We start from the raw sequence: 19,544 nt of genomic DNA on the forward strand, positions 1-19,544 counted from the left end.
GGGCTGTTTTTGAAACTCAAGAATATGACCCATTTCAGGTATTTTTGAAAGGAGATTGATCATCGTAAATCGTTCATCTTCAAGACCATTTAAATGAAATAAGTGCTTTAATACATGCATACATAATCCGTTTCGCTGAATCTTGACTTCATCCTCACTAAAACGATAATGTTGCTTCTTTCTTTTTCTTGAGGTGACGCCGTGAGCTAAGACAGAGGTTTGAGACGGATAGTCGGGATCTACTGTCAGTAAACATGCCTTTAACAGCTGTGCCATTCCATAAAATAATAAAATCGGTTTTAGTTCAAGTGGAGCTGATGCGGCTTGGTCATAAAATGTATGGCCATGCTTTAAAAAGTAAATAAATCGTTCACAGTTTTTATAGGCTTGTTGATTTGCATCCTGAATGTTCCGTTTCTCGTACTGTTGAAATAGAAACTTTTGGGAAGTTTCTAGTGAGTAAAAACGTTTTAAATCCTTCCATCCTGAACTTTTCATCTTCTTCCTCAACTCTCTTTATATTTTCTAAAAATTGCAACTGTTTGTTGCTTCCTTGACATGCTGTTTCCTAGTTGATAATCTACATATAATATTTTGCCGAAAAGAGGGGGATTTACTAATGTGGGAAAGTAAATTTTCAAAAGAAGGTTTGACGTTTGACGACGTGTTGCTTGTTCCAGCAAAGTCTGAGGTGCTTCCGCGTGATGTCAATTTATCAGTTGAGTTAACAAGCACTTTAAAGTTGAACATTCCAATTATTAGTGCAGGAATGGATACTGTGACGGAATCACAAATGGCGATTGCAATGGCACGTCAAGGTGGTCTTGGAATCATCCATAAGAACATGTCTATTGAGCAGCAAGCTGAACAAGTGGACAAAGTAAAACGTTCAGAGCGTGGTGTTATTACAAATCCATTTTTCTTAACACCGGATCATCAAGTATTCGATGCAGAACATTTAATGGGTAAATATCGTATTTCTGGTGTACCAATTGTCAATAACGAACAAGATCAAAAGCTTGTTGGGATTATTACGAACCGTGACCTTCGTTTTATTTCGGATTATTCAATGAAGATTAGCGACGTGATGACAAAAGAGGAACTTGTGACAGCTTCTGTTGGAACAACATTAGAAGAAGCTGAAAAAATCCTTCAGCAATATAAAATTGAAAAATTACCTCTTTTAGATGACGAAGGAACATTAAAAGGTCTCATCACCATCAAAGATATTGAAAAAGTGATTGAATTCCCTAACTCCTCTAAAGATGCACATGGCCGTTTAATTGTTGGTGCCGCTGTAGGTGTCACTGGCGATACAATGACTCGTGTGAAAAAATTAGTAGAAGCCAATGTTGATGTGATCGTCATTGATACAGCACACGGTCATTCTCAAGGTGTTCTAGACACTGTATCGAAAATCCGTGAAACGTATCCTTCTCTTAACATCATTGCTGGTAACGTTGCAACAGCTGAAGCAACAAAAGCATTGTTTGAAGCTGGAGCAGATATTGTAAAAGTGGGTATTGGACCAGGATCGATTTGTACAACACGTGTTGTTGCAGGGGTCGGTGTACCACAAATCACAGCGATTTATGACTGTGCAACAGAAGCAAGAAAACATGGTAAATCTATTATTGCAGATGGTGGAATTAAATATTCAGGTGATATCGTGAAAGCATTAGCTTCTGGTGGACATGCTGTTATGCTGGGAAGTCTTCTTGCTGGTACATCTGAAAGCCCAGGAGAAACAGAAATTTTCCAAGGTAGACGTTTCAAAGTATATCGTGGTATGGGTTCTGTTGCTGCAATGGAAAAAGGAAGTAAAGATCGTTACTTCCAAGAAGATAATAAAAAATTCGTTCCAGAAGGTATCGAAGGACGTACACCATATAAAGGACCAGTTGTTGATACTGTTTACCAACTCGTTGGCGGTATTCGCTCTGGTATGGGCTACTGTGGAACACAGGACTTACGTACTCTTAGAGAAGAAGCACAATTCATTCGCATGACAGGTGCAGGTCTTCGTGAGAGTCATCCACATGATGTACAAATTACAAAAGAATCACCAAACTACACAATTTCTTGATAAATTGTGACAATCAAATTACATTTGACAGGGTCTATGACTCTGTCTATTTTTTTTGTCTTTATTGTGATAAAATTTATACTGTTGTGTCGAAATAAGCCCTTGTGGATTAAATATATATGAAAAACGTCGAAAAAAGATGAATACGGAGGTATGACGATTGAACAGCAAGATGTTGAAACAGCTTATGGTCTCTATCCTTGCATTGGCATTGATTGTTACTGCATTTACCCCAATGTCCAAAGCAAAAGCGGCTGAAGATCCATTCAATGTGAATGCAAAAGCAGCCATCCTTATTGAAGCTTCTACAGGTAAAATTCTTTATAGTAAAAATGCAGAACAAAGACTGCCTATTGCAAGTATGGCAAAGATGATGACAGAGTATCTATTACTAGAGGCGATTGCTGAAGGCAAAGTGAAATGGGATCAAACATATACGCCAGATGATTATGTGTACGAAATTTCCCAAGACCGCAGTTTATCCAATGTTCCATTGAGAAAAGATGGTTCGTATACTGTCAAAGAACTTTATCAAGCAACGGCTATTTATTCAGCAAATGCAGCAGCAATTGGTCTAGCAGAGGTAATCGCTGGATCAGAATCGAAGTTTGTTGAAAAAATGAACGCAAAAGCAAAAGAACTTGGCTTAACCAATTACAAATTCGTGAATGCAACTGGATTAGAAAATAAAGACTTACATGGCAAACAGCCAAAAGGTACGGGTCCTGATGAAGAAAGTGAAGTTTCCGCAAAGGATATGGCTTTGCTTGCACAGCATCTCATCAAAGATCACCCAGAAATTCTTGAAACAGCAAGCATCGCGAAAACAAAGTTCAGAGAAGGCACAGATGATGAAATGGACATGCCAAACTGGAACTTTATGCTTAAAGGACTTGTGAAAGAATATGAAGGCGTAGACGGTCTGAAAACGGGCTCTACTGATTCAGCTGGTTCTAGCTTCACAGGTACAGCAAAACGTGGTGACATGCGTGTGATCGCAGTTGTCCTGAATGCTAAAGGGAATCTTCATACAGCTCGTTTCGATGTGGCGAAAAAATTGTTCGATTATGCCTTTAAAAACTTCACGATGAAAGAAATGTACAAAAAAGGCCAACAAATCAAGGGACATGAAAACATCGAAGTCGATAAAGGGAAAGATAAAGAAGTACCCGTCGTGACGAAAGAAGCTTTCTCTGTACCGGTTAAAAATGGTGATGAGAAGAGCTATAAAGGAAAAGTAAATATTGATAAAAAGAACCTAGAAGCTCCTATTAAAAAAGGAACAAAGGTTGGCATGTTGACGACTTCTTATTCTGGTGATGAGAAGGACTACGGCTATTTGAGTAAAGACCAATCAGGTGTTGAGCTTGTGACGAAAACAGGTGATGAAAAAGCAAACTGGTTCATCCTTACAATGCGTGGTGTAGGTGGATTCTTCGCTGGCATTTGGGGCGGAATCGTCGACACAGTAAAAGGTTGGTTCTAATAAAAAAACTGCTCTCTATATGTGAGAGCAGTTTTTTTATCGTTAAAAGAAAAGAGATTGTTTGTGGTTTTGAGGTGTAGACAAGGCCTGCTGAAAAATATCACATAACTTTTCCATCCCTTCTGTCAGTGCCTTTTCGTTCACATAAGAAAAACTGAGACGTATATAATTCTGCTTCGGCTCCCCAGGATAGCAGACAGAGCCAGGAAGGAAGGTGATTTGCTGCTTCCGTGCCTCATGTAATAGGGCACGTGTATCGACCCAGGAAGGAAAGCTAAGCCACAAATTGAGCCCGCCCTGTGGGATTTGCCACGTGACGTCCTTTGGCGCATGCTTTGTCAACACATCCATCATCAAATCGCGTCTCACCTTCAAGGCAGTTCTTAATTTTTTCGTATGATCGATCATTTTTTTGGATGTGAGAAACGGTAAAATAGCCTTTTGGGTGAGAAGTGGGCTCCCTAAATCATTATTGGCCTTTGCTGCTAATAAACGGTTAAATATAGAGCCTGACGCTGTAATAATTCCAATTCTGCATCCTGGAGCCAGTGTCTTGCTTAATCCTCGTAAATAAATGACGTGTCCATCGTGATCCAGGCTTTTAATAGGTGCCGGCGGTTTCTTTTCAAAATAAAGCTCACGATAAGGATCATCTTCTACAATGAGACAATCAATGCTTTGTGCCAGTAAAAGCAGCTGTTTTCTTCGTTTCAACGACATACTGGCGCCTGTAGGACTGTGAAAAGTAGGAATGGTATAGATGAGCTTTGGTTTATATTTATCACAAATGCTTTGAAGCTGTTTCATGTTCATTCCTTCATGATCGACAGGAACCGTAATAATTCGTGCCCCTCTCCCCATAAAGACATCAATTGCGCCTGGATAGGTGGGCGCCTCCATGACAACTACATCATCCGGCCCGATAAATGTACGTGCTACTAAATCAAGTCCTTGCTGAGAACCGCTAGTGACAAGGATATTTTCAGGAGTAGAAGGGACATCTAATTTTTCTAGAAATGATTGAATGACCTGACGAAGCTGAAGGTCACCTTGTATTTCTCCGTATTTTGACATGATTTGAGGATGCCGGGCCAGGACATGCTGCATTTCTTTTTCTAAATACCGGTTAGGTAAAAGACCAGGATCAATCATAGAGGAAGAAAGATTAATGGCTTCTTCGACATAGTGATACTGAGCGAATTGAGACCTTGGTAAATAATCAGGGATCGATAACTGCCAATCGAAAGAAGTAGATGACTGAACCGGGATGTCAGTTTGCTCATGCTGCTCATTCACAAACGTACCTTTCCCTTGTACAGTCGTTAAAAATCCGTCGTCCTTAAGCCGTGTATATGCTTTTGCTGCTGTGACAAGACTCACATTGAGCTGTTTCGCTAGATCACGTACAGTCGGCAGCTTATCGCCTTGCTGAAGCAGACCTGATTGAATGTGATCAACGATGGAAAAGTAAATCTGATTCGAAAGAGATGTATCTGAATGTCGATGGATATCAATATGCATGAGAATCCTCCAATGAGCGTGAAATTGTTATACATGGTTTCAGATTGTTATAGTTACATTATAACATGTCAATTACTCTTAAAAGAGGTAATGATGCTTTTTTAACTATAAAACCTTGATGTATAAGGGTTTATCCTTTTTTGTGAGCTGATTGAATTGTTATACTATTCTCTTTATTGTTATACTCTATCGCTTGTATGATAAAGGTGTTGAATCAATCGAATAGACAAATGGGAGGAAACAATTGTGAGCAATAAGGGAACTGAACGAGTAAAACGTGGAATGGCAGAAATGCAAAAAGGTGGCGTCATTATGGATGTCGTCAATGCTGAACAGGCAAAAATCGCAGAAGAAGCAGGCGCAGTGGCAGTGATGGCACTAGAACGAGTACCAGCTGATATCCGTGCAGCAGGCGGTGTTGCCCGTATGGCAGATCCAAGAATCGTAGAAGAAGTACAAAATGCAGTAACGATTCCAGTCATGGCAAAAGCACGTATCGGCCACATCGTGGAAGCTCGTGTTCTTGAAGCACTTGGTGTTGATTATATTGATGAGAGTGAAGTGCTGACGCCCGCAGATGAGGAATTCCATTTAAATAAAAATGAATACACGGTACCTTTCGTATGTGGCTGTCGTGACCTAGGTGAGGCGACTCGCCGTATTGCAGAAGGCGCTTCAATGCTACGGACAAAAGGTGAGCCTGGTACAGGAAACATTGTAGAAGCTGTCCGTCATATGAGAAAGGTCAATGCTCAAATTCGTAAAGTGGCGGCAATGAGTGAAGATGAATTGATGACAGAAGCCAAAAATTTAGGCGCACCTTATGAATTATTGGTTCAAATTAAAAAAGAAGGCAAATTGCCAGTTGTAAACTTTGCAGCTGGAGGTGTTGCGACACCAGCAGATGCAGCATTAATGATGCAGCTTGGAGCAGATGGTGTATTTGTCGGCTCTGGTATCTTCAAATCAGACAATCCAGCTAAGTTTGCAAAAGCGATTGTAGAAGCAACGACTCATTTCACAGATTACCGTCTAATTGCAGAGCTTTCTAAAGAGCTTGGAACAGCGATGAAAGGAATTGAAATTTCAAATCTATTGCCAGAAGAGCGTATGCAAGAGCGTGGCTGGTAATTAAGGGAGCGCAAACGAACATGCTAACAATTGGTGTACTAGGGCTTCAAGGAGCGGTGAGAGAGCATATTCAATCGATTGAAGCTTGTGGCGCAGCGGGAAAGATCATCAAACGGGTAGAGGAGTTAGAAATTGTTGACGGTCTCATTATCCCTGGTGGTGAAAGTACGACGATGAGAAGACTCATGGATACGTACCAATTCATTGAACCGATTAAAGCGTTCGCTGCTCAAGGTAAACCGATATTTGGGACTTGTGCCGGTTTGATTATGCTGGCAAAGCATATAGAAGATCGAGAAGATGCTCATCTTGGACTGTTAAATGTATCTGTTGCACGTAATTCGTTTGGCAGGCAGGTAGACAGCTTTGAAGCAGATGTAGAAGTGAAAGGACTGGATGCGCCGTTTACAGGAGTGTTCATCCGTGCGCCTCATATCATCAGCGCAGATGAGTGCGTAGAGGTCATGGCTGGGTATGACGGCAGGATTGTGATGGCGAAAGAAAACAATATCTTAGGTTGTTCTTTTCATCCAGAGCTGACAGATGACCACCGGTTAACACAGCTGTTTGTTGAGATGGTGGAGTCCTATAAAACGAAGCTTGCTGTATAAAACGGTTGAAAAGAGATAAAACTTATAGTACATTAAAATCACAATCAAAGATCGAAAAAGCGTTGACGGGAAATAGTAAGAAGCCCCTCTTTCTCAGAGAGCCGATGGTTGGTGAGAATCGGTGAAAGATGCATTCTGAATCCATCCTTGAGCGAAATGCTGAAACACGAAGTAAGCATTTACGGTGATGCCGTTACAGAGGAAAGAGGAAAGCATGCTTTTGGCGTGTTTTCAATCAGGGTGGCAACGCGAGAGCTCTCGTCCCTTTCATGGGATGAGGGCTCTTTTTATTTTTCGATAAAAAAGGAGTGTTACACATGCTGGATATTAAACAACTGCGCACGGATTTTGATCAAATCAAAGAAAAATTAGCCCATCGAGGTGAAGATTTAGCGGATTTTGATAAGTTTGGTGAACTAGATCAAAAAAGAAGAGAATTAATCGGCAAAACAGAAGTATTAAAGAGCCGAAGAAATGAAGTATCACAGCAAGTGGCTGTTCTAAAAAGAGAAAAGAAAGACGCCGATCACATTATTCAAGAAATGCGTGAGGTAGGAGATGAGATTAAGAAGTTAGATGATGAATTAAGAACAGTAGAGGAAAGCCTGCAAACCATCCTGTTCTCAATTCCGAACATCCCTCATGACTCTGTACCAGTCGGTGAAACAGAAGATGACAACATTGAAGTGAGAAAATGGGGCGAACAGCCAGCCTTCTCATTTGAGCCAAAGCCGCATTGGGATGTAGCGGATGAGCTGAAGATTTTAGATTTTGAACGTGCAGGAAAAGTGACAGGAAGCCGTTTCGTTTTTTATAAAGGGCTAGGCGCACGGTTAGAGCGTGCACTTTATAACTTTATGCTGGATTTACACGTAGATGAATTTGGTTTTACTGAAGTACTACCACCTTATATGGTCAACAGAGCAAGCATGACAGGAACTGGACAGCTTCCAAAGTTTGAAGAGGATGCTTTTAAAATTCGAGAAGAAGATTATTTCCTCATTCCAACGGCTGAAGTGCCAATTACGAACATGTACCGTGACGAAATTCTTGAAGGAGAGCAGCTGCCAATCAATTATGCAGCGTTTAGTGCTTGCTTTAGATCAGAAGCTGGTTCTGCTGGCAGAGATACGCGCGGACTCATCCGTCAGCACCAATTTAACAAAGTAGAGCTTGTGAAATTTGTCAGACCAGAAGATTCTTATGAAGAATTAGAAAAACTAACAAACCAAGCAGAAAAAGTTCTTCAATTATTGAACCTGCCATACCGTGTCATGAGCATGTGTACAGGAGATTTAGGCTTTACGGCTGCGAAGAAATACGATATCGAAGTATGGATTCCAAGCCAAAATACGTATCGTGAAATTTCTTCTTGCAGTAACTTTGAAGCGTTCCAAGCGAGACGAGCAAACATTCGTTTCCGCCCTGAGCCTAAAGCAAAGCCAGAACACGTCCACACATTAAATGGATCTGGTTTAGCAGTAGGAAGAACTGTTGCAGCCATTTTAGAAAACTATCAACAAGAGGATGGAACAGTGATCATTCCTGAGGTGTTACGTCCTTATATGGGAAATAAAGAAGTGATAAAATAAGATGCCGTCATGGCATCTTATTCTTTTTACCTAAACTTCTACAGTTTTTCTAAAATAAGCCGATAAAAGAACTAAAAGCATCTAGGAAAGAAGGAATAACCTTGAATAGGCTTGACTATTATGTTGAAATGGCTCAATTACTCAGAAAAGTTCTAGATGAAAGTGTCCTTTTCGGCATCACTGACACAGAGAAGGTACTTTGCTATTATCCATCGACCACAGTAGATTTTGGCATTAAAGTAGGGGACGCTTTAAACCCAGAGGACCAAAACGTGGCGACGACATTAAGAGGACAAGAATATGATGGGCATTTGCCAGAGTCTTTATATGGTTATGAAATTGCTGTAAAAGGTTATCCGATTTTTGATGAAGATAGAAATGTGATTGGTTCTTTTTTAGTGGCTTTTTCACATCATCGTGAGAAGAAATTAAGCGGCTATATGGAACATATCAATAAAGTAGCGAAAGAGTTACAAGGTGGAATTGAGCAAATTGCTGCTCATTCACAAGAACTGGCGGCTACAAGCTTAGAAATTAGTGAGCAGGCCGGAAGAGCAGAAGAGAAATCCGCAAACATTGAAGAAGTCGTCAAAACCATTGGCGGTATTGCGAGACAAACAAACCTGTTAGGACTCAATGCTGCAATTGAAGCGGCAAGAGCAGGTGAAAATGGAAAAGGCTTTGCTGTTGTTGCAGACGAGGTACGTAAGTTATCAGATGGATCAAAGGAAGCAGCTGAAACCATTAATGCATTTTTAAAAGAAATCCAAGACAGCATTGGCACTCTATCTGAAAATATCTCACAAATCAGCAGTTCAACAAACGAACAAGCTAAACAAGTGACAGACTTTACAAAGATTATCGAATCATTAAATGATTTTAAAGAAGAGATGAATCTTTTTATTGAAGACATTAGACAGGATACGTAATAGATGAAGAGCAGCCGATAATTGGCTGCTTTTTATAGGCTAAACTTCATACCAAAATCAAATGTTGAAATTTTTTTCGAAAAGATGTTGACTTAAAATAAGATGATATGATATATTAATTCTTGTCGATACGGAGGAATACCCAAGTCCGGCTGAAGGGATCGGTCTTGAAAACCGACAGGGGTGTCAAAGCCCGCGGGGGTTCGAATCCCTCTTCCTCCGCCATATTGATTTTACCTTAGTTGAATTGAAACGCATAAAAATTGGAAATTGTCAAACCGCTGCATTCGAGAAATGCAGCGGTTTTTTTTATTTTGTGTTAGAGCGATTTTTTTGAATAACAGAAGCAATTTCATGAAGAATTGGATCAAGTGAGCTTTCATCATGAAGTAAGTCGTAATCTTCAATATTAATTTTAATCACAGGGCACAGATCAAATTGTTCAATCCATTCCGTATATCGAGTGTACATTTCTTCCCAATATGCTCGATCGGTTTGAGTTTCCATCTCTCTCCCGCGCTCTTCAATACGATGTAATATATGATCTAAATCCCCATGTAAGTAAATGAGGACATCTGGGTGAGGGAAGTAAGGTGTCATCACCATCGCCTCAAATAGACTCGTATACGTTTCATAGTCTACCTCTGACATGGTACCTTTGTCTGCGTGCATTTTAGCGAAAATACCAGTGTCCTCATAAATGGACCGATCTTGTACATAACCTCCACCAGACTCGAAGATTCGTTTCTGCTCCTTAAAACGTTCAGCTAGGAAATAGACCTGTAAATGAAAGCTCCATCTTTGGAAATCTGAATAAAAAGGCTCTAAGTATGGATTATCATCTACTTTTTCGAGAGAAGTTTGAAACCCTAGCTTGTCCGCTATTGTTTTCGTCATGGTCGATTTTCCGACACCAACTGTCCCTGCAATTGTAATGACAGCATCCTTTGGTATTTCAATATTTTTCATAGTACTTGCTCCTTTATGTTCTGTACAATTTGCTGGTAATCTTGCTGTGAGGAAACGAAGTCTGTATGATCGCCTTCAATTGTAATGATAGGAAGCCCTGGGTCAGTTTGTTTTAAATGCTCGATGGCCAACTCATAATCTTCAATCAGGGTTTTTAAATAAGCTGGATCAATGTCTTCTTCAAAAGATCGGCCTCTCATCTTTATTCTATCAAGTAAGGTGGGAAGGCTGGCTTTTATATAGATCATGGCATTTGGTTTAGGAAGATCATCTGTCAGCAAGTGATAAATCTTTCTGTATTTATCCATGTGCTTTTTGGATAAGGTTCTTTCTGCAAATATCATATTTTTATAGACATGATAATCAGTGACAATCGGCTGCTGTTTTTTGACATAGTTCTCTTCAATAGATTCTAACTGTTTAAACCGATTACATAGAAAGAACATCTCAAGCTGAAAGCTCCATTGTTCCATATCTTCATAAAATTTATCTAAGAATGGATTTTCTTCTACAATTTCTTTTACTAAAGGAAATTGAAATTCCTTTGAAAGCATTGTAGCCAAGGTTGTTTTTCCGGCTCCAATTGGGCCTTCCACTGCAATAAAAGGGGCAGGATACATAGGCGTTCTCCTCTATCTATAAAGTTGTCAAACCAATGTATATTGTACCATACCCCTTCTGAGAGATAGAGCCAATGAATTACGATGTCGTTCTTTTTTCAATATTAAATTGATCTGATAACAACAACCAGTTTTGTGGGAAGGATAGACCTAATTTCCAGTAAGCAATTCCATTTAGGTTTAACTCTTTAATGAGATTAAATTTGGCTTGAATGGATCTTGCATCTTCAAACCAAACCTCGTGTTCTTTGTTGTTAGCATCTGTATAACGGAAATAAGGTGCTTGTGCTGTTTCGTCATATAAAATGGATACATTATTCTCTCTAGCAATGGCAATCGCTTGTTGAGGGCTGACGGCTTTGGCGATAGGGCCTCCTTGAACATAAGGAAGCGTCCAATCATAACCATATAAATTCTGCCCCATCACAATTTTATTGGCAGGTATGACAGTCAGTGCATATTCAATGACTTGGCGGACAGGGCCGATCGGAGAGACGGCTTGTGCAGGCCCGCCGCTGTAGCCCCACTCATAAGTCATCAGTACAACATGATCAACAATCTTACCAATTGCTTCATAGTCATGCGCCTCATACCACTTTCCTTTCTGTTCACTGCTTGTTTTAGGAGCGAGTGCCACAGAAATAGTCCAACCCTGTTGATGAAAACGAGTTGTTGCCTCTCTTAAAAATTGAAGGTAAGCTTCTTTATCAACAGGGCGTAAATATTCAAAGTCAAAATGGATTTCTTTTAATTGATACTTTTGAGCAACGCGGACGATTTCATTTAATAATGTCGTTTTGACAGATTGATTTGTTAAAAGGATTCGCCCGAGTTCATCACTAAATTTATCATTCTCTAGATTTGTGACTACCATGGTTAAAACCGTTCTGCTTTGAGCGGCAATCTGAGGTAATTGATCTAACGGTGGCTCGCGAAGTGTGCCGTCTCTTTGTGCTTGAAAACTAAAGGCACCGAGATGTGTTAAGTATGGAGATGCCTCTCTGGCTGCTTGCTTTAAATTTTCGCTGACTTGGTTTCCGCGAGGTTCTATATAAGCATTAGAATTAATATTTCTTTTCGGTCTTTGTGGAATATAAAGCAAAAAACGAATAGGCAATATGGCTTCAGGCCGAATCCGATTCACACGTGCCAATTCTTCTACCGAAATTTGAAATCTTCTTCCAATTTGATAAAGTGTATCATTTTGTTTGACCTCATAAAATTGACCTCTAATAGGGATGACAATTGTTTGTCCAACGACTAGTTGATTTGGTGTTTCGATGTCGTTGGTCCGAATGATTTCATTTGCCGTTGTTTTAAAACGCATGGCAATTTCATTTAATGTATCTCCTCTTTTGACAACATAAATTTGAATGGTCAACGCCCCCTTTGTTATTGCTAACAATTTATGAGGGTGATGGATAAATCATGTTTGATTTTCATCCGTGATCTCTTTAGTTGTTGTGATTTTGGCAAGAAGAACGTTCTCCATCATCGTTAAAGCGTACTCGTTGTCCCTATCATCATTTGAAGCAATACAATCTTTAGGTACAGTAAGGTTGTACTCTCGCATGTAAGCGTCATTTGCAGTGAACAGGACACAGATGTTTCCGGCAATTCCAGTTAAAATAAGATCTTGCACACCTAATTCATTTAGGAGTGTCTCTAGTGCTGTTCCGTAAAAGGCAGAGTGCTTAGGTTTAATTAAGAAGTAATCATCTTTAGATGGTGCCATTTGTTCTAAAATAGGGGTACTTCTTTCGTTTTTGCATGTTTCCATAACAGCTTTGATATCAGCCTTCCAGAGTCCATAGTGGTCGTTGATATAGATAATTGGCCAATTTTTCTTGAAAGCGTGTCGTTTAAGGGCTAAAATTTTATTGGTCATTTGCTCTGTTTTTTCAGCGAGCACATGTCCCATTTCGAAATCAAAATTATTGATCATGTCAATAATAAGTAGTGCCTTTTGTTGTTTTGGCAAATCAAGACCCCCTTTAAAAGATTGTGATAATATGTTAACCTCAATATCCTTTAAAAAAACATGAAAAGAGAGCCGTGCTATGACGAAAGATGAACAGTTTATGCAAGAAGCTATTTCTGAAGCTTTGAAAGCAAAACAAATAGGAGAAGTTCCAATCGGTGCCGTCATCGTTGTTGATGATCAAATTGTAAGCCGTGCTCACAATTTAAGGGAAAGTGAACAGCGATCAATTGCTCATGCGGAATTACTTGCTATTGATGAAGCGTGTAAAATGACTGGTAGCTGGCGTTTAGAAGATGCTGTACTTTATGTTACACTCGAACCGTGCCCAATGTGTGCAGGCGCTATTGTACTTTCAAGAGTGAAAAAGGTCGTTTTTGGTGCCTATGATCCTAAAGGTGGATGTGCTGGTACTTTAATGAATTTATTGGACGATGAGCGGTTCAATCATCAGTCTGAAGTCATTGGCGGTGTGCTTGAAAATGAGTGTGGTGAGCTGTTAAGTCAGTTCTTTCGAGACCTCCGTCAGCGTAAGAAGCAGGCGAAAAGTAAATGAATGGATGTCGTTTGCAATTTTATCACTTAGAAGGTATACTTATGTCTGCGTCACCAACAATTTAATATTTATTTTGCCGTGCTAAGCGGGGAGGTAGCGGTGCCCTGTACTCGCAATCCGCTCTAGCGAGGCCGAATCCCTTCTCAAGGTTCGTTTACTTCAAGGTCTGCCTTAAATAAGTGGTGTTGACGTCTGGGTCCTGCGCAATGGGAATTCATGAACCATGTCAGGTCCGGAAGGAAGCAGCATTAAGTGAAACCTCTCATGTGCCGCAGGGTTGCCTGGGCCGAGCTAACTGTTTAAGTAACGCTTGGGGTAGCGAATCGACAGAAGGTGCACGGTAAATCAATATTAAATGTAACTCATCTAGTTTATCTAGGTGAGTTTTTTGTTGCTATTGAAAGAATATATCAATTGTTTTGTTTATAACAAATAGCAAAAAAACCATTTTCGGGGTGAGGTATTTTTGAAGTAATTTATAAGTGGAACAAATGTTCTTGTTGATCTGGCAGACATTTTCAGAAAGTAGGAAAACACGTTTTTTAATCAAGAAAAGTAAAAAGTCTTTAAAGGAAATGCTCTTTTTCGTTTGTTAGAAAATAAAGGTGTACTTTTGAATTGATCGTTGCATCATGTATAATGAACATGATGATAAATGGAGGAGGGCGTATTTGTGAGTTATCAAGCTTTATACCGAGTGTTCAGACCTCAAGTTTTTGAGGATGTTGTTGGACAAGAACACATCACAAAAACGTTGCAAAATGCCCTTTTGCAGAAAAAGTTTTCTCATGCTTACTTATTTTCAGGTCCTAGAGGAACAGGTAAAACAAGTGCTGCCAAGATTTTTGCGAAAGCAGTGAACTGTGAAAAATCACCTGTTAGTGAACCGTGTAATGAGTGTGATGCCTGTAGAGGGATTACGACCGGTTCGATTTCAGACGTGATTGAAATAGATGCTGCCTCAAATAACGGGGTAGATGAAATTCGGGATATACGTGATAAAGTGAAATTTGCTCCTTCAGCGGTTACATATAAGGTTTATATTATAGATGAGGTACATATGCTCTCTATCGGGGCATTTAATGCACTTCTTAAAACGCTAGAGGAACCACCTGCTCATTGTATCTTTATTTTGGCTACCACAGAGCCTCATAAGATTCCTCTTACCATCATATCAAGATGTCAGAGATTTGATTTTAAACGGATCACGACAAAAGATATTGTTGGACGAATGGAGAAAATTGTAGATGCAGAAAGCCTAAATATACAAGAGGGTTCACTCGAGATTATTGCTAGCGCGGCAGATGGAGGCATGCGTGACGCACTCAGTCTCCTTGACCAAGCGATCTCATTTAGTGGTGAACAGCTCACAATTGATGACGCACTGCTCATTACAGGTGCTGTATCTCAGCATTTCATTAGTCAGCTTGCTGAAGCCATTTATGAGCAAAATATTGCGATAGCGCTGGATACATTAAATGAATTGCTTCAACAGGGGAAAGATGCCGCTAAATTAATAGAGGATATGATCTTCTACTTTAGAGATATGCTTCTATACAAAACAGCACCGGATCTTGAAGGTGTCCTTGAAAAAGTCAAAGTCGACGATAAGTTTGTGTCTCTTTCAGAACGTGTGGCACCTCAGTTTCTTTATGAAACGATTGAAATTCTGAATAAAAGCCATCAGGAAATGAAATGGACAAACCATCCTAGAATTTTCTTTGAAGTAGCTGTGGTTAAGCTCTGTCAGTCAACGGCTGGTGCTGTATCATCTGAGGCTGATTCCGACCTAACAGCGTTAACGAATAAAATAGACAGGCTGGAACAGGAGCTATCTAGGCTAAAAGCTGAGGGTGTTCCAATGACTCAGTCTCAGAGTCCTCAAGCAAAAACGGAAGCACCTCGACCTCAAACGAGTAATAAAAATGGCTATCGTGCACCTGTCGGTCGAATTCATGAGATTTTAAAAGATGCGAAGCGGCCGGAGTTAGAAAAAATAAAAGGCAAATGGGGAGAGCTTCTTGCCCAATTAAAACAGCAAAATAAGGTATCTCACGCTGCGCTATTAACAGATAGTGAACCAGTTGCTGCGGCAACTCATGCCTTTGTTTTAAAATTCAAATTTGAAATACATTGTAAGATGGTGGCCGAAGATAAAAGTGGTGTTCGAACCAATCTTGAGCAACTGCTAGAATCTATGCTAGGAAAAAGAGTGGAATTAGTTGGCGTTCCTGACGCTCAATGGGGTAAAATAAGAGAAGAATTTTTAAGAGATCATCAGCCTGAAGAACAAGCAGATGGTCAGGCAGCTTCTGCTGAAGAAGATCCATTAATTGCAGAAGCAAAGAAGTTAGTAGGAACCGATTTAATTGAAATTAAAGATTAACAATTTGAAAGAGAGTGGTGTTCATATGCGCGGTGGAATGGGAAATATGCAAAAAATGATGAAACAAATGCAAAAAATGCAGAAGGATATGGCTAAGGCTCAAGAAGAGCTTGCAGAAAAAGTCCTTGAAGGTACGGCAGGTGGCGGTATGGTCACTGTAAAAGTAAATGGACAAAAAGAAGTCGTTGATGTGGCAATTAATGAAGAAGTTGTTGATCCTGAAGACATCGATATGCTTCAAGACCTAGTACTTGCAGCAACAAATGATGCATTGAAAAAAGTGGATGAATTAACGAATGAAACAATGGGTCAATTCACAAAAGGAATGAACATGCCAGGTTTATTCTAGGAGGAATAACTGAAGATGCAATATCCTGAACCAATATCAAAGCTGATTGACAGCTTTATGAAATTGCCAGGAATCGGACCTAAAACTGCGGTCCGTCTGGCTTTTTTTGTTCTTAGTATGCAGGAAGACGTCGTGCTGGATTTTGCGAAGGCACTTGTTAATGCAAAGCGTAATTTAACTTATTGTTCTGTTTGCGGACATATCACTGATCAGGATCCTTGCTATATTTGTGAAGATACAAGAAGAGATCAATCTGTAATCTGTGTCGTGCAGGATCCAAAAGATGTGATTGCAATGGAAAAAATGAAAGAATACAACGGCTTATATCATGTGCTTCATGGAGCTATTTCTCCAATGGACGGAATAGGACCAGAGGATATTAAAATTCCTGACTTATTAAAAAGATTACAAGACGATCAAGTCACAGAGGTCATTCTTGCAACCAACCCAAACATTGAAGGAGAAGCGACAGCCATGTATATCTCTAGATTGTTGAAACCATCAGGAATTAAACTCTCTCGCATTGCTCACGGACTCCCAGTAGGTGGAGATTTAGAGTATGCGGATGAAGTCACACTTTCTAAGGCTCTAGAAGGCAGACGTGAGATGTAGGAAGGAGAAGTACGGTACATGGGTTTTCTTCGCAGAAAATCAATTCGAAAAGAATTCGATGAGATATTAATTCAACAGCTTTTTAAGCAAAAGGAAGAATGGAACAGACAAAAAAAGCTTGTCGCAAATAGCGTTGAGCCTTCACCGGACATTCTATTCGAATTAAAGCTTGCTCAAGCGAAGTACTTTTTCTATCTGAGAGAAGCGAAAAAGAGAAATTTACGTTTAAACAACTGGAGGTAGCAGGTCTATTTTACATAATCCTCTCATATGCTTGTACTATTCATATGAAGAGGAGATGAGAGGATTATGGAACCTGTTATTGTGATTGGTTCAATTTTGTTAGCTGTTTTATTGTTGTTTATGTCAGGTGTTCAAGCGAATCCATTCAAATGGTTAGGGCTTATTGGAGTTAAGTTTGTCGCAGGTGCTCTTTTTTTATTTTGTCTCAATTTATTCGGTGAGAGTTTAGGGCTTCATGTTTCCATTAACCCTGTAACGAGTGGAATTAGTGGTTTGTTGGGCATTCCAGGTGTAGCAGCTTTAGTCGTAATTGAAAAGTTTATTATTTAATGCAAGATATTGTTGACTTTGATTATATATGGTGGTAAATTAATATACGTCGCTGATGACGAAGAAACGAAAAAACATAATAACAAAAAAGTTGTTGACACTAACAACTTGGACGTGATAAGATGTTCTAGTCGCTTCTGAAGCGGTAAACAAGTTCTTTGAAAACTAAACAAGACAAAACGTACCTGTTAATTCGAGTTTTTATAAAAAAATCCTATGATACATCATAGGTAGTCAGTCAAACTGGCGAAAAACAAAACTTCGGTTTTGTACTTTTTCGGAGAGTTTGATCCTGGCTCAGGACGAACGCTGGCGGCGTGCCTAATACATGCAAGTCGAGCGGACAGAAGGGAGCTTGCTCCCGGATGTTAGCGGCGGACGGGTGAGTAACACGTGGGTAACCTGCCTGTAAGACTGGGATAACTCCGGGAAACCGGAGCTAATACCGGATAGTTCCTTGAACCGCATGGTTCAAGGATGAAAGACGGTTTCGGCTGTCACTTACAGATGGACCCGCGGCGCATTAGCTAGTTGGTGAGGTAACGGCTCACCAAGGCGACGATGCGTAGCCGACCTGAGAGGGTGATCGGCCACACTGGGACTGAGACACGGCCCAGACTCCTACGGGAGGCAGCAGTAGGGAATCTTCCGCAATGGACGAAAGTCTGACGGAGCAACGCCGCGTGAGTGATGAAGGTTTTCGGATCGTAAAGCTCTGTTGTTAGGGAAGAACAAGTGCAAGAGTAACTGCTTGCACCTTGACGGTACCTAACCAGAAAGCCACGGCTAACTACGTGCCAGCAGCCGCGGTAATACGTAGGTGGCAAGCGTTGTCCGGAATTATTGGGCGTAAAGGGCTCGCAGGCGGTTTCTTAAGTCTGATGTGAAAGCCCCCGGCTCAACCGGGGAGGGTCATTGGAAACTGGGAAACTTGAGTGCAGAAGAGGAGAGTGGAATTCCACGTGTAGCGGTGAAATGCGTAGAGATGTGGAGGAACACCAGTGGCGAAGGCGACTCTCTGGTCTGTAACTGACGCTGAGGAGCGAAAGCGTGGGGAGCGAACAGGATTAGATACCCTGGTAGTCCACGCCGTAAACGATGAGTGCTAAGTGTTAGGGGGTTTCCGCCCCTTAGTGCTGCAGCTAACGCATTAAGCACTCCGCCTGGGGAGTACGGTCGCAAGACTGAAACTCAAAGGAATTGACGGGGGCCCGCACAAGCGGTGGAGCATGTGGTTTAATTCGAAGCAACGCGAAGAACCTTACCAGGTCTTGACATCCTCTGACAACCCTAGAGATAGGGCTTTCCCTTCGGGGACAGAGTGACAGGTGGTGCATGGTTGTCGTCAGCTCGTGTCGTGAGATGTTGGGTTAAGTCCCGCAACGAGCGCAACCCTTGATCTTAGTTGCCAGCATTTAGTTGGGCACTCTAAGGTGACTGCCGGTGACAAACCGGAGGAAGGTGGGGATGACGTCAAATCATCATGCCCCTTATGACCTGGGCTACACACGTGCTACAATGGACAGAACAAAGGGCTGCGAGACCGCAAGGTTTAGCCAATCCCACAAATCTGTTCTCAGTTCGGATCGCAGTCTGCAACTCGACTGCGTGAAGCTGGAATCGCTAGTAATCGCGGATCAGCATGCCGCGGTGAATACGTTCCCGGGCCTTGTACACACCGCCCGTCACACCACGAGAGTTTGCAACACCCGAAGTCGGTGAGGTAACCTTTATGGAGCCAGCCGCCGAAGGTGGGGCAGATGATTGGGGTGAAGTCGTAACAAGGTAGCCGTATCGGAAGGTGCGGCTGGATCACCTCCTTTCTAAGGATATATGGAGCAGCGTACGTTTTTCGTCTTGTTTAGTTTTGAAGGAACTTGCAAAAGATCCTACAACATCATATCTTCGATATGAAAGATGGGCCTGTAGCTCAGCTGGTTAGAGCGCACGCCTGATAAGCGTGAGGTCGGTGGTTCGAGTCCACTCAGGCCCACCATCTTCTATTAAATCGGGGCCTTAGCTCAGCTGGGAGAGCGCCTGCCTTGCACGCAGGAGGTCAGCGGTTCGATCCCGCTAGGCTCCACCAACGTGTTCTTTGAAAACTAGATAACAATAAGTAATACATTCACATTGAATGCAATG

Annotated in this window: 18 protein-coding genes, 3 tRNA genes, 1 rRNA gene, 1 other RNA gene and 1 other annotated feature (1 of these 24 running past the window's edge); of the genes, 17 read left to right on the forward strand and 6 right to left on the reverse strand. The window is 41.0% G+C overall.

Features of this window, described 5'->3' with window-relative positions:
• A protein-coding gene (locus MHI41_RS00065; RefSeq protein WP_342494432.1) for a YaaC family protein crosses the window boundary here: on the reverse strand, nucleotides 1-498 show its 5' portion. 471 nt of this gene lie to the left of the window's left edge; the window shows 498 of its 969 coding nt (coding positions 1-498); it begins with the start codon at nucleotides 496-498; the stop codon falls past the left edge of the window.
• Nucleotides 499-619: 121 nt separating this feature from the next.
• Between MHI41_RS00065 and guaB the strand changes: the two genes are divergently transcribed.
• Both guaB and MHI41_RS00075 read left to right on the forward strand, forming a co-directional pair.
• Nucleotides 620-2,086: an IMP dehydrogenase gene (gene guaB / locus MHI41_RS00070; protein WP_008342039.1), complete on the forward strand. Its 1,467-nt coding sequence runs from the start codon at nucleotides 620-622 to the stop codon at nucleotides 2,084-2,086.
• 160 nt (nucleotides 2,087-2,246) lie between these two features.
• Nucleotides 2,247-3,572 carry a D-alanyl-D-alanine carboxypeptidase family protein gene (locus MHI41_RS00075; RefSeq protein WP_342494433.1) on the forward strand — a complete coding sequence of 442 codons (1,326 nt, stop codon included), beginning with the start codon at nucleotides 2,247-2,249 and terminating at the stop codon, nucleotides 3,570-3,572.
• Between the two features lie 42 nt (nucleotides 3,573-3,614).
• Here the strand turns inward: MHI41_RS00075 and MHI41_RS00080 are convergent, their stop codons facing one another.
• The gene (locus MHI41_RS00080; RefSeq protein ID WP_272512068.1) at nucleotides 3,615-5,093 is read right to left on the reverse strand and encodes a PLP-dependent aminotransferase family protein; all 1,479 of its coding nucleotides are present in this window, start codon (nucleotides 5,091-5,093) and stop codon (nucleotides 3,615-3,617) included.
• 246 nt (nucleotides 5,094-5,339) lie between these two features.
• On the opposite strand from MHI41_RS00080, the gene pdxS reads away from it, so the two are divergent.
• The 5 genes from pdxS (at nucleotide 5,340) to MHI41_RS00105 (ending at nucleotide 9,581) form a co-directional block, all read left to right on the forward strand.
• The gene (gene pdxS / locus MHI41_RS00085) at nucleotides 5,340-6,224 is read left to right on the forward strand and encodes a pyridoxal 5'-phosphate synthase lyase subunit PdxS (protein ID WP_025206589.1); all 885 of its coding nucleotides are present in this window, start codon (nucleotides 5,340-5,342) and stop codon (nucleotides 6,222-6,224) included.
• A 20-nt stretch (nucleotides 6,225-6,244) separates the two neighbouring features.
• Nucleotides 6,245-6,835, forward strand: a complete 591-nt coding sequence (pdxT, locus tag MHI41_RS00090; protein WP_342494434.1) for a pyridoxal 5'-phosphate synthase glutaminase subunit PdxT — start codon at nucleotides 6,245-6,247, stop codon at nucleotides 6,833-6,835.
• 53 nt (nucleotides 6,836-6,888) lie between these two features.
• Nucleotides 6,889-7,104, forward strand: a binding site (T-box leader).
• 48 nt (nucleotides 7,105-7,152) lie between these two features.
• Nucleotides 7,153-8,427, forward strand: coding sequence for a serine--tRNA ligase (gene serS, locus MHI41_RS00095; RefSeq protein ID WP_342494435.1), 1,275 nt, complete (start codon nucleotides 7,153-7,155; stop codon nucleotides 8,425-8,427).
• A gap of 101 nt (nucleotides 8,428-8,528) precedes the next feature.
• Nucleotides 8,529-9,356, forward strand: coding sequence for a methyl-accepting chemotaxis protein (locus MHI41_RS00100; protein ID WP_113747068.1), 828 nt, complete (start codon nucleotides 8,529-8,531; stop codon nucleotides 9,354-9,356).
• Between the two features lie 132 nt (nucleotides 9,357-9,488).
• Nucleotides 9,489-9,581: transfer RNA gene (locus tag MHI41_RS00105), tRNA-Ser, on the forward strand.
• 84 nt (nucleotides 9,582-9,665) lie between these two features.
• Here MHI41_RS00105 and MHI41_RS00110 read toward each other — a convergent pair.
• The 4 genes from MHI41_RS00110 to MHI41_RS00125 form a co-directional block, all read right to left on the reverse strand.
• Entirely contained in the window at nucleotides 9,666-10,325 is a 660-nt protein-coding gene (locus MHI41_RS00110) for a deoxynucleoside kinase (RefSeq protein ID WP_024719578.1), read from the reverse strand.
• Nucleotides 10,322-10,945 (reverse strand): deoxynucleoside kinase, encoded by a 624-nt coding sequence (locus MHI41_RS00115; RefSeq protein WP_017366700.1) that lies wholly within the window; start codon nucleotides 10,943-10,945, stop codon nucleotides 10,322-10,324. The genes MHI41_RS00110 and MHI41_RS00115 overlap by 4 nt, the downstream gene beginning before the upstream one ends.
• Before the next feature lie 79 nt (nucleotides 10,946-11,024).
• Complete coding sequence (locus MHI41_RS00120) at nucleotides 11,025-12,326, reverse strand: glycoside hydrolase family 18 protein (RefSeq protein WP_060780816.1); 1,302 nt, start codon at nucleotides 12,324-12,326, stop codon at nucleotides 11,025-11,027.
• Nucleotides 12,327-12,371: 45 nt separating this feature from the next.
• The gene (locus tag MHI41_RS00125) at nucleotides 12,372-12,926 is read right to left on the reverse strand and encodes an isochorismatase family cysteine hydrolase (protein ID WP_113747071.1); all 555 of its coding nucleotides are present in this window, start codon (nucleotides 12,924-12,926) and stop codon (nucleotides 12,372-12,374) included.
• 79 nt (nucleotides 12,927-13,005) lie between these two features.
• Here MHI41_RS00125 and tadA point away from each other — a divergent pair, with 79 nt between their 5' ends.
• From tadA to MHI41_RS00175, 10 genes are all read left to right on the forward strand, one after another.
• Nucleotides 13,006-13,482, forward strand: coding sequence for a tRNA adenosine(34) deaminase TadA (tadA, locus tag MHI41_RS00130; protein WP_008342015.1), 477 nt, complete (start codon nucleotides 13,006-13,008; stop codon nucleotides 13,480-13,482).
• A gap of 76 nt (nucleotides 13,483-13,558) precedes the next feature.
• An RNA gene (ffs, locus tag MHI41_RS00135) (signal recognition particle sRNA large type) lies at nucleotides 13,559-13,823 on the forward strand.
• Nucleotides 13,824-14,155: 332 nt separating this feature from the next.
• Complete coding sequence (gene dnaX / locus MHI41_RS00140) at nucleotides 14,156-15,868, forward strand: DNA polymerase III subunit gamma/tau (protein ID WP_342494436.1); 1,713 nt, start codon at nucleotides 14,156-14,158, stop codon at nucleotides 15,866-15,868.
• Between the two features lie 25 nt (nucleotides 15,869-15,893).
• Nucleotides 15,894-16,217 (forward strand): YbaB/EbfC family nucleoid-associated protein, encoded by a 324-nt coding sequence (locus MHI41_RS00145; RefSeq protein ID WP_008342011.1) that lies wholly within the window; start codon nucleotides 15,894-15,896, stop codon nucleotides 16,215-16,217.
• A 15-nt stretch (nucleotides 16,218-16,232) separates the two neighbouring features.
• Nucleotides 16,233-16,829 (forward strand): recombination protein RecR, encoded by a 597-nt coding sequence (gene recR, locus MHI41_RS00150; RefSeq protein ID WP_003218094.1) that lies wholly within the window; start codon nucleotides 16,233-16,235, stop codon nucleotides 16,827-16,829.
• Nucleotides 16,830-16,847: 18 nt separating this feature from the next.
• The gene (locus tag MHI41_RS00155) at nucleotides 16,848-17,072 is read left to right on the forward strand and encodes a YaaL family protein (RefSeq protein ID WP_008342008.1); all 225 of its coding nucleotides are present in this window, start codon (nucleotides 16,848-16,850) and stop codon (nucleotides 17,070-17,072) included.
• A gap of 66 nt (nucleotides 17,073-17,138) precedes the next feature.
• Nucleotides 17,139-17,402, forward strand: coding sequence for a pro-sigmaK processing inhibitor BofA family protein (locus MHI41_RS00160; RefSeq protein WP_008342006.1), 264 nt, complete (start codon nucleotides 17,139-17,141; stop codon nucleotides 17,400-17,402).
• 274 nt (nucleotides 17,403-17,676) lie between these two features.
• Nucleotides 17,677-19,225: ribosomal RNA gene (locus MHI41_RS00165) — 16S ribosomal RNA — on the forward strand.
• A gap of 96 nt (nucleotides 19,226-19,321) precedes the next feature.
• Nucleotides 19,322-19,398: transfer RNA gene (locus MHI41_RS00170), tRNA-Ile, on the forward strand.
• Between the two features lie 14 nt (nucleotides 19,399-19,412).
• A tRNA-Ala gene (locus MHI41_RS00175) sits at nucleotides 19,413-19,488 on the forward strand.
• Nucleotides 19,489-19,544: the final 56 nt, after the last annotated feature.

The organism is Bacillus sp. FSL M7-0307 (genome assembly GCF_038627835.1).
GTDB lineage: Bacteria > Bacillota > Bacilli > Bacillales > Bacillaceae > Bacillus > Bacillus altitudinis.

Coding starts and splice junctions, on each gene's coding strand:
- guaB (WP_008342039.1), top strand. CDS start 620: ATGTGGGAAAGTAAATTTTCAAAAGAAGGTTTGACGTTTGACGACGTG.
- MHI41_RS00080 (WP_272512068.1), bottom strand. CDS start 5,093: ATGCATATTGATATCCATCGACATTCAGATACATCTCTTTCGAATCAG.
- pdxT (WP_342494434.1), top strand. CDS start 6,245: ATGCTAACAATTGGTGTACTAGGGCTTCAAGGAGCGGTGAGAGAGCAT.
- serS (WP_342494435.1), top strand. CDS start 7,153: ATGCTGGATATTAAACAACTGCGCACGGATTTTGATCAAATCAAAGAA.
- MHI41_RS00110 (WP_024719578.1), bottom strand. CDS start 10,325: ATGAAAAATATTGAAATACCAAAGGATGCTGTCATTACAATTGCAGGG.
- MHI41_RS00115 (WP_017366700.1), bottom strand. CDS start 10,945: ATGTATCCTGCCCCTTTTATTGCAGTGGAAGGCCCAATTGGAGCCGGA.
- tadA (WP_008342015.1), top strand. CDS start 13,006: ATGACGAAAGATGAACAGTTTATGCAAGAAGCTATTTCTGAAGCTTTG.
- MHI41_RS00145 (WP_008342011.1), top strand. CDS start 15,894: ATGCGCGGTGGAATGGGAAATATGCAAAAAATGATGAAACAAATGCAA.
- recR (WP_003218094.1), top strand. CDS start 16,233: ATGCAATATCCTGAACCAATATCAAAGCTGATTGACAGCTTTATGAAA.
- MHI41_RS00155 (WP_008342008.1), top strand. CDS start 16,848: ATGGGTTTTCTTCGCAGAAAATCAATTCGAAAAGAATTCGATGAGATA.
- MHI41_RS00160 (WP_008342006.1), top strand. CDS start 17,139: ATGGAACCTGTTATTGTGATTGGTTCAATTTTGTTAGCTGTTTTATTG.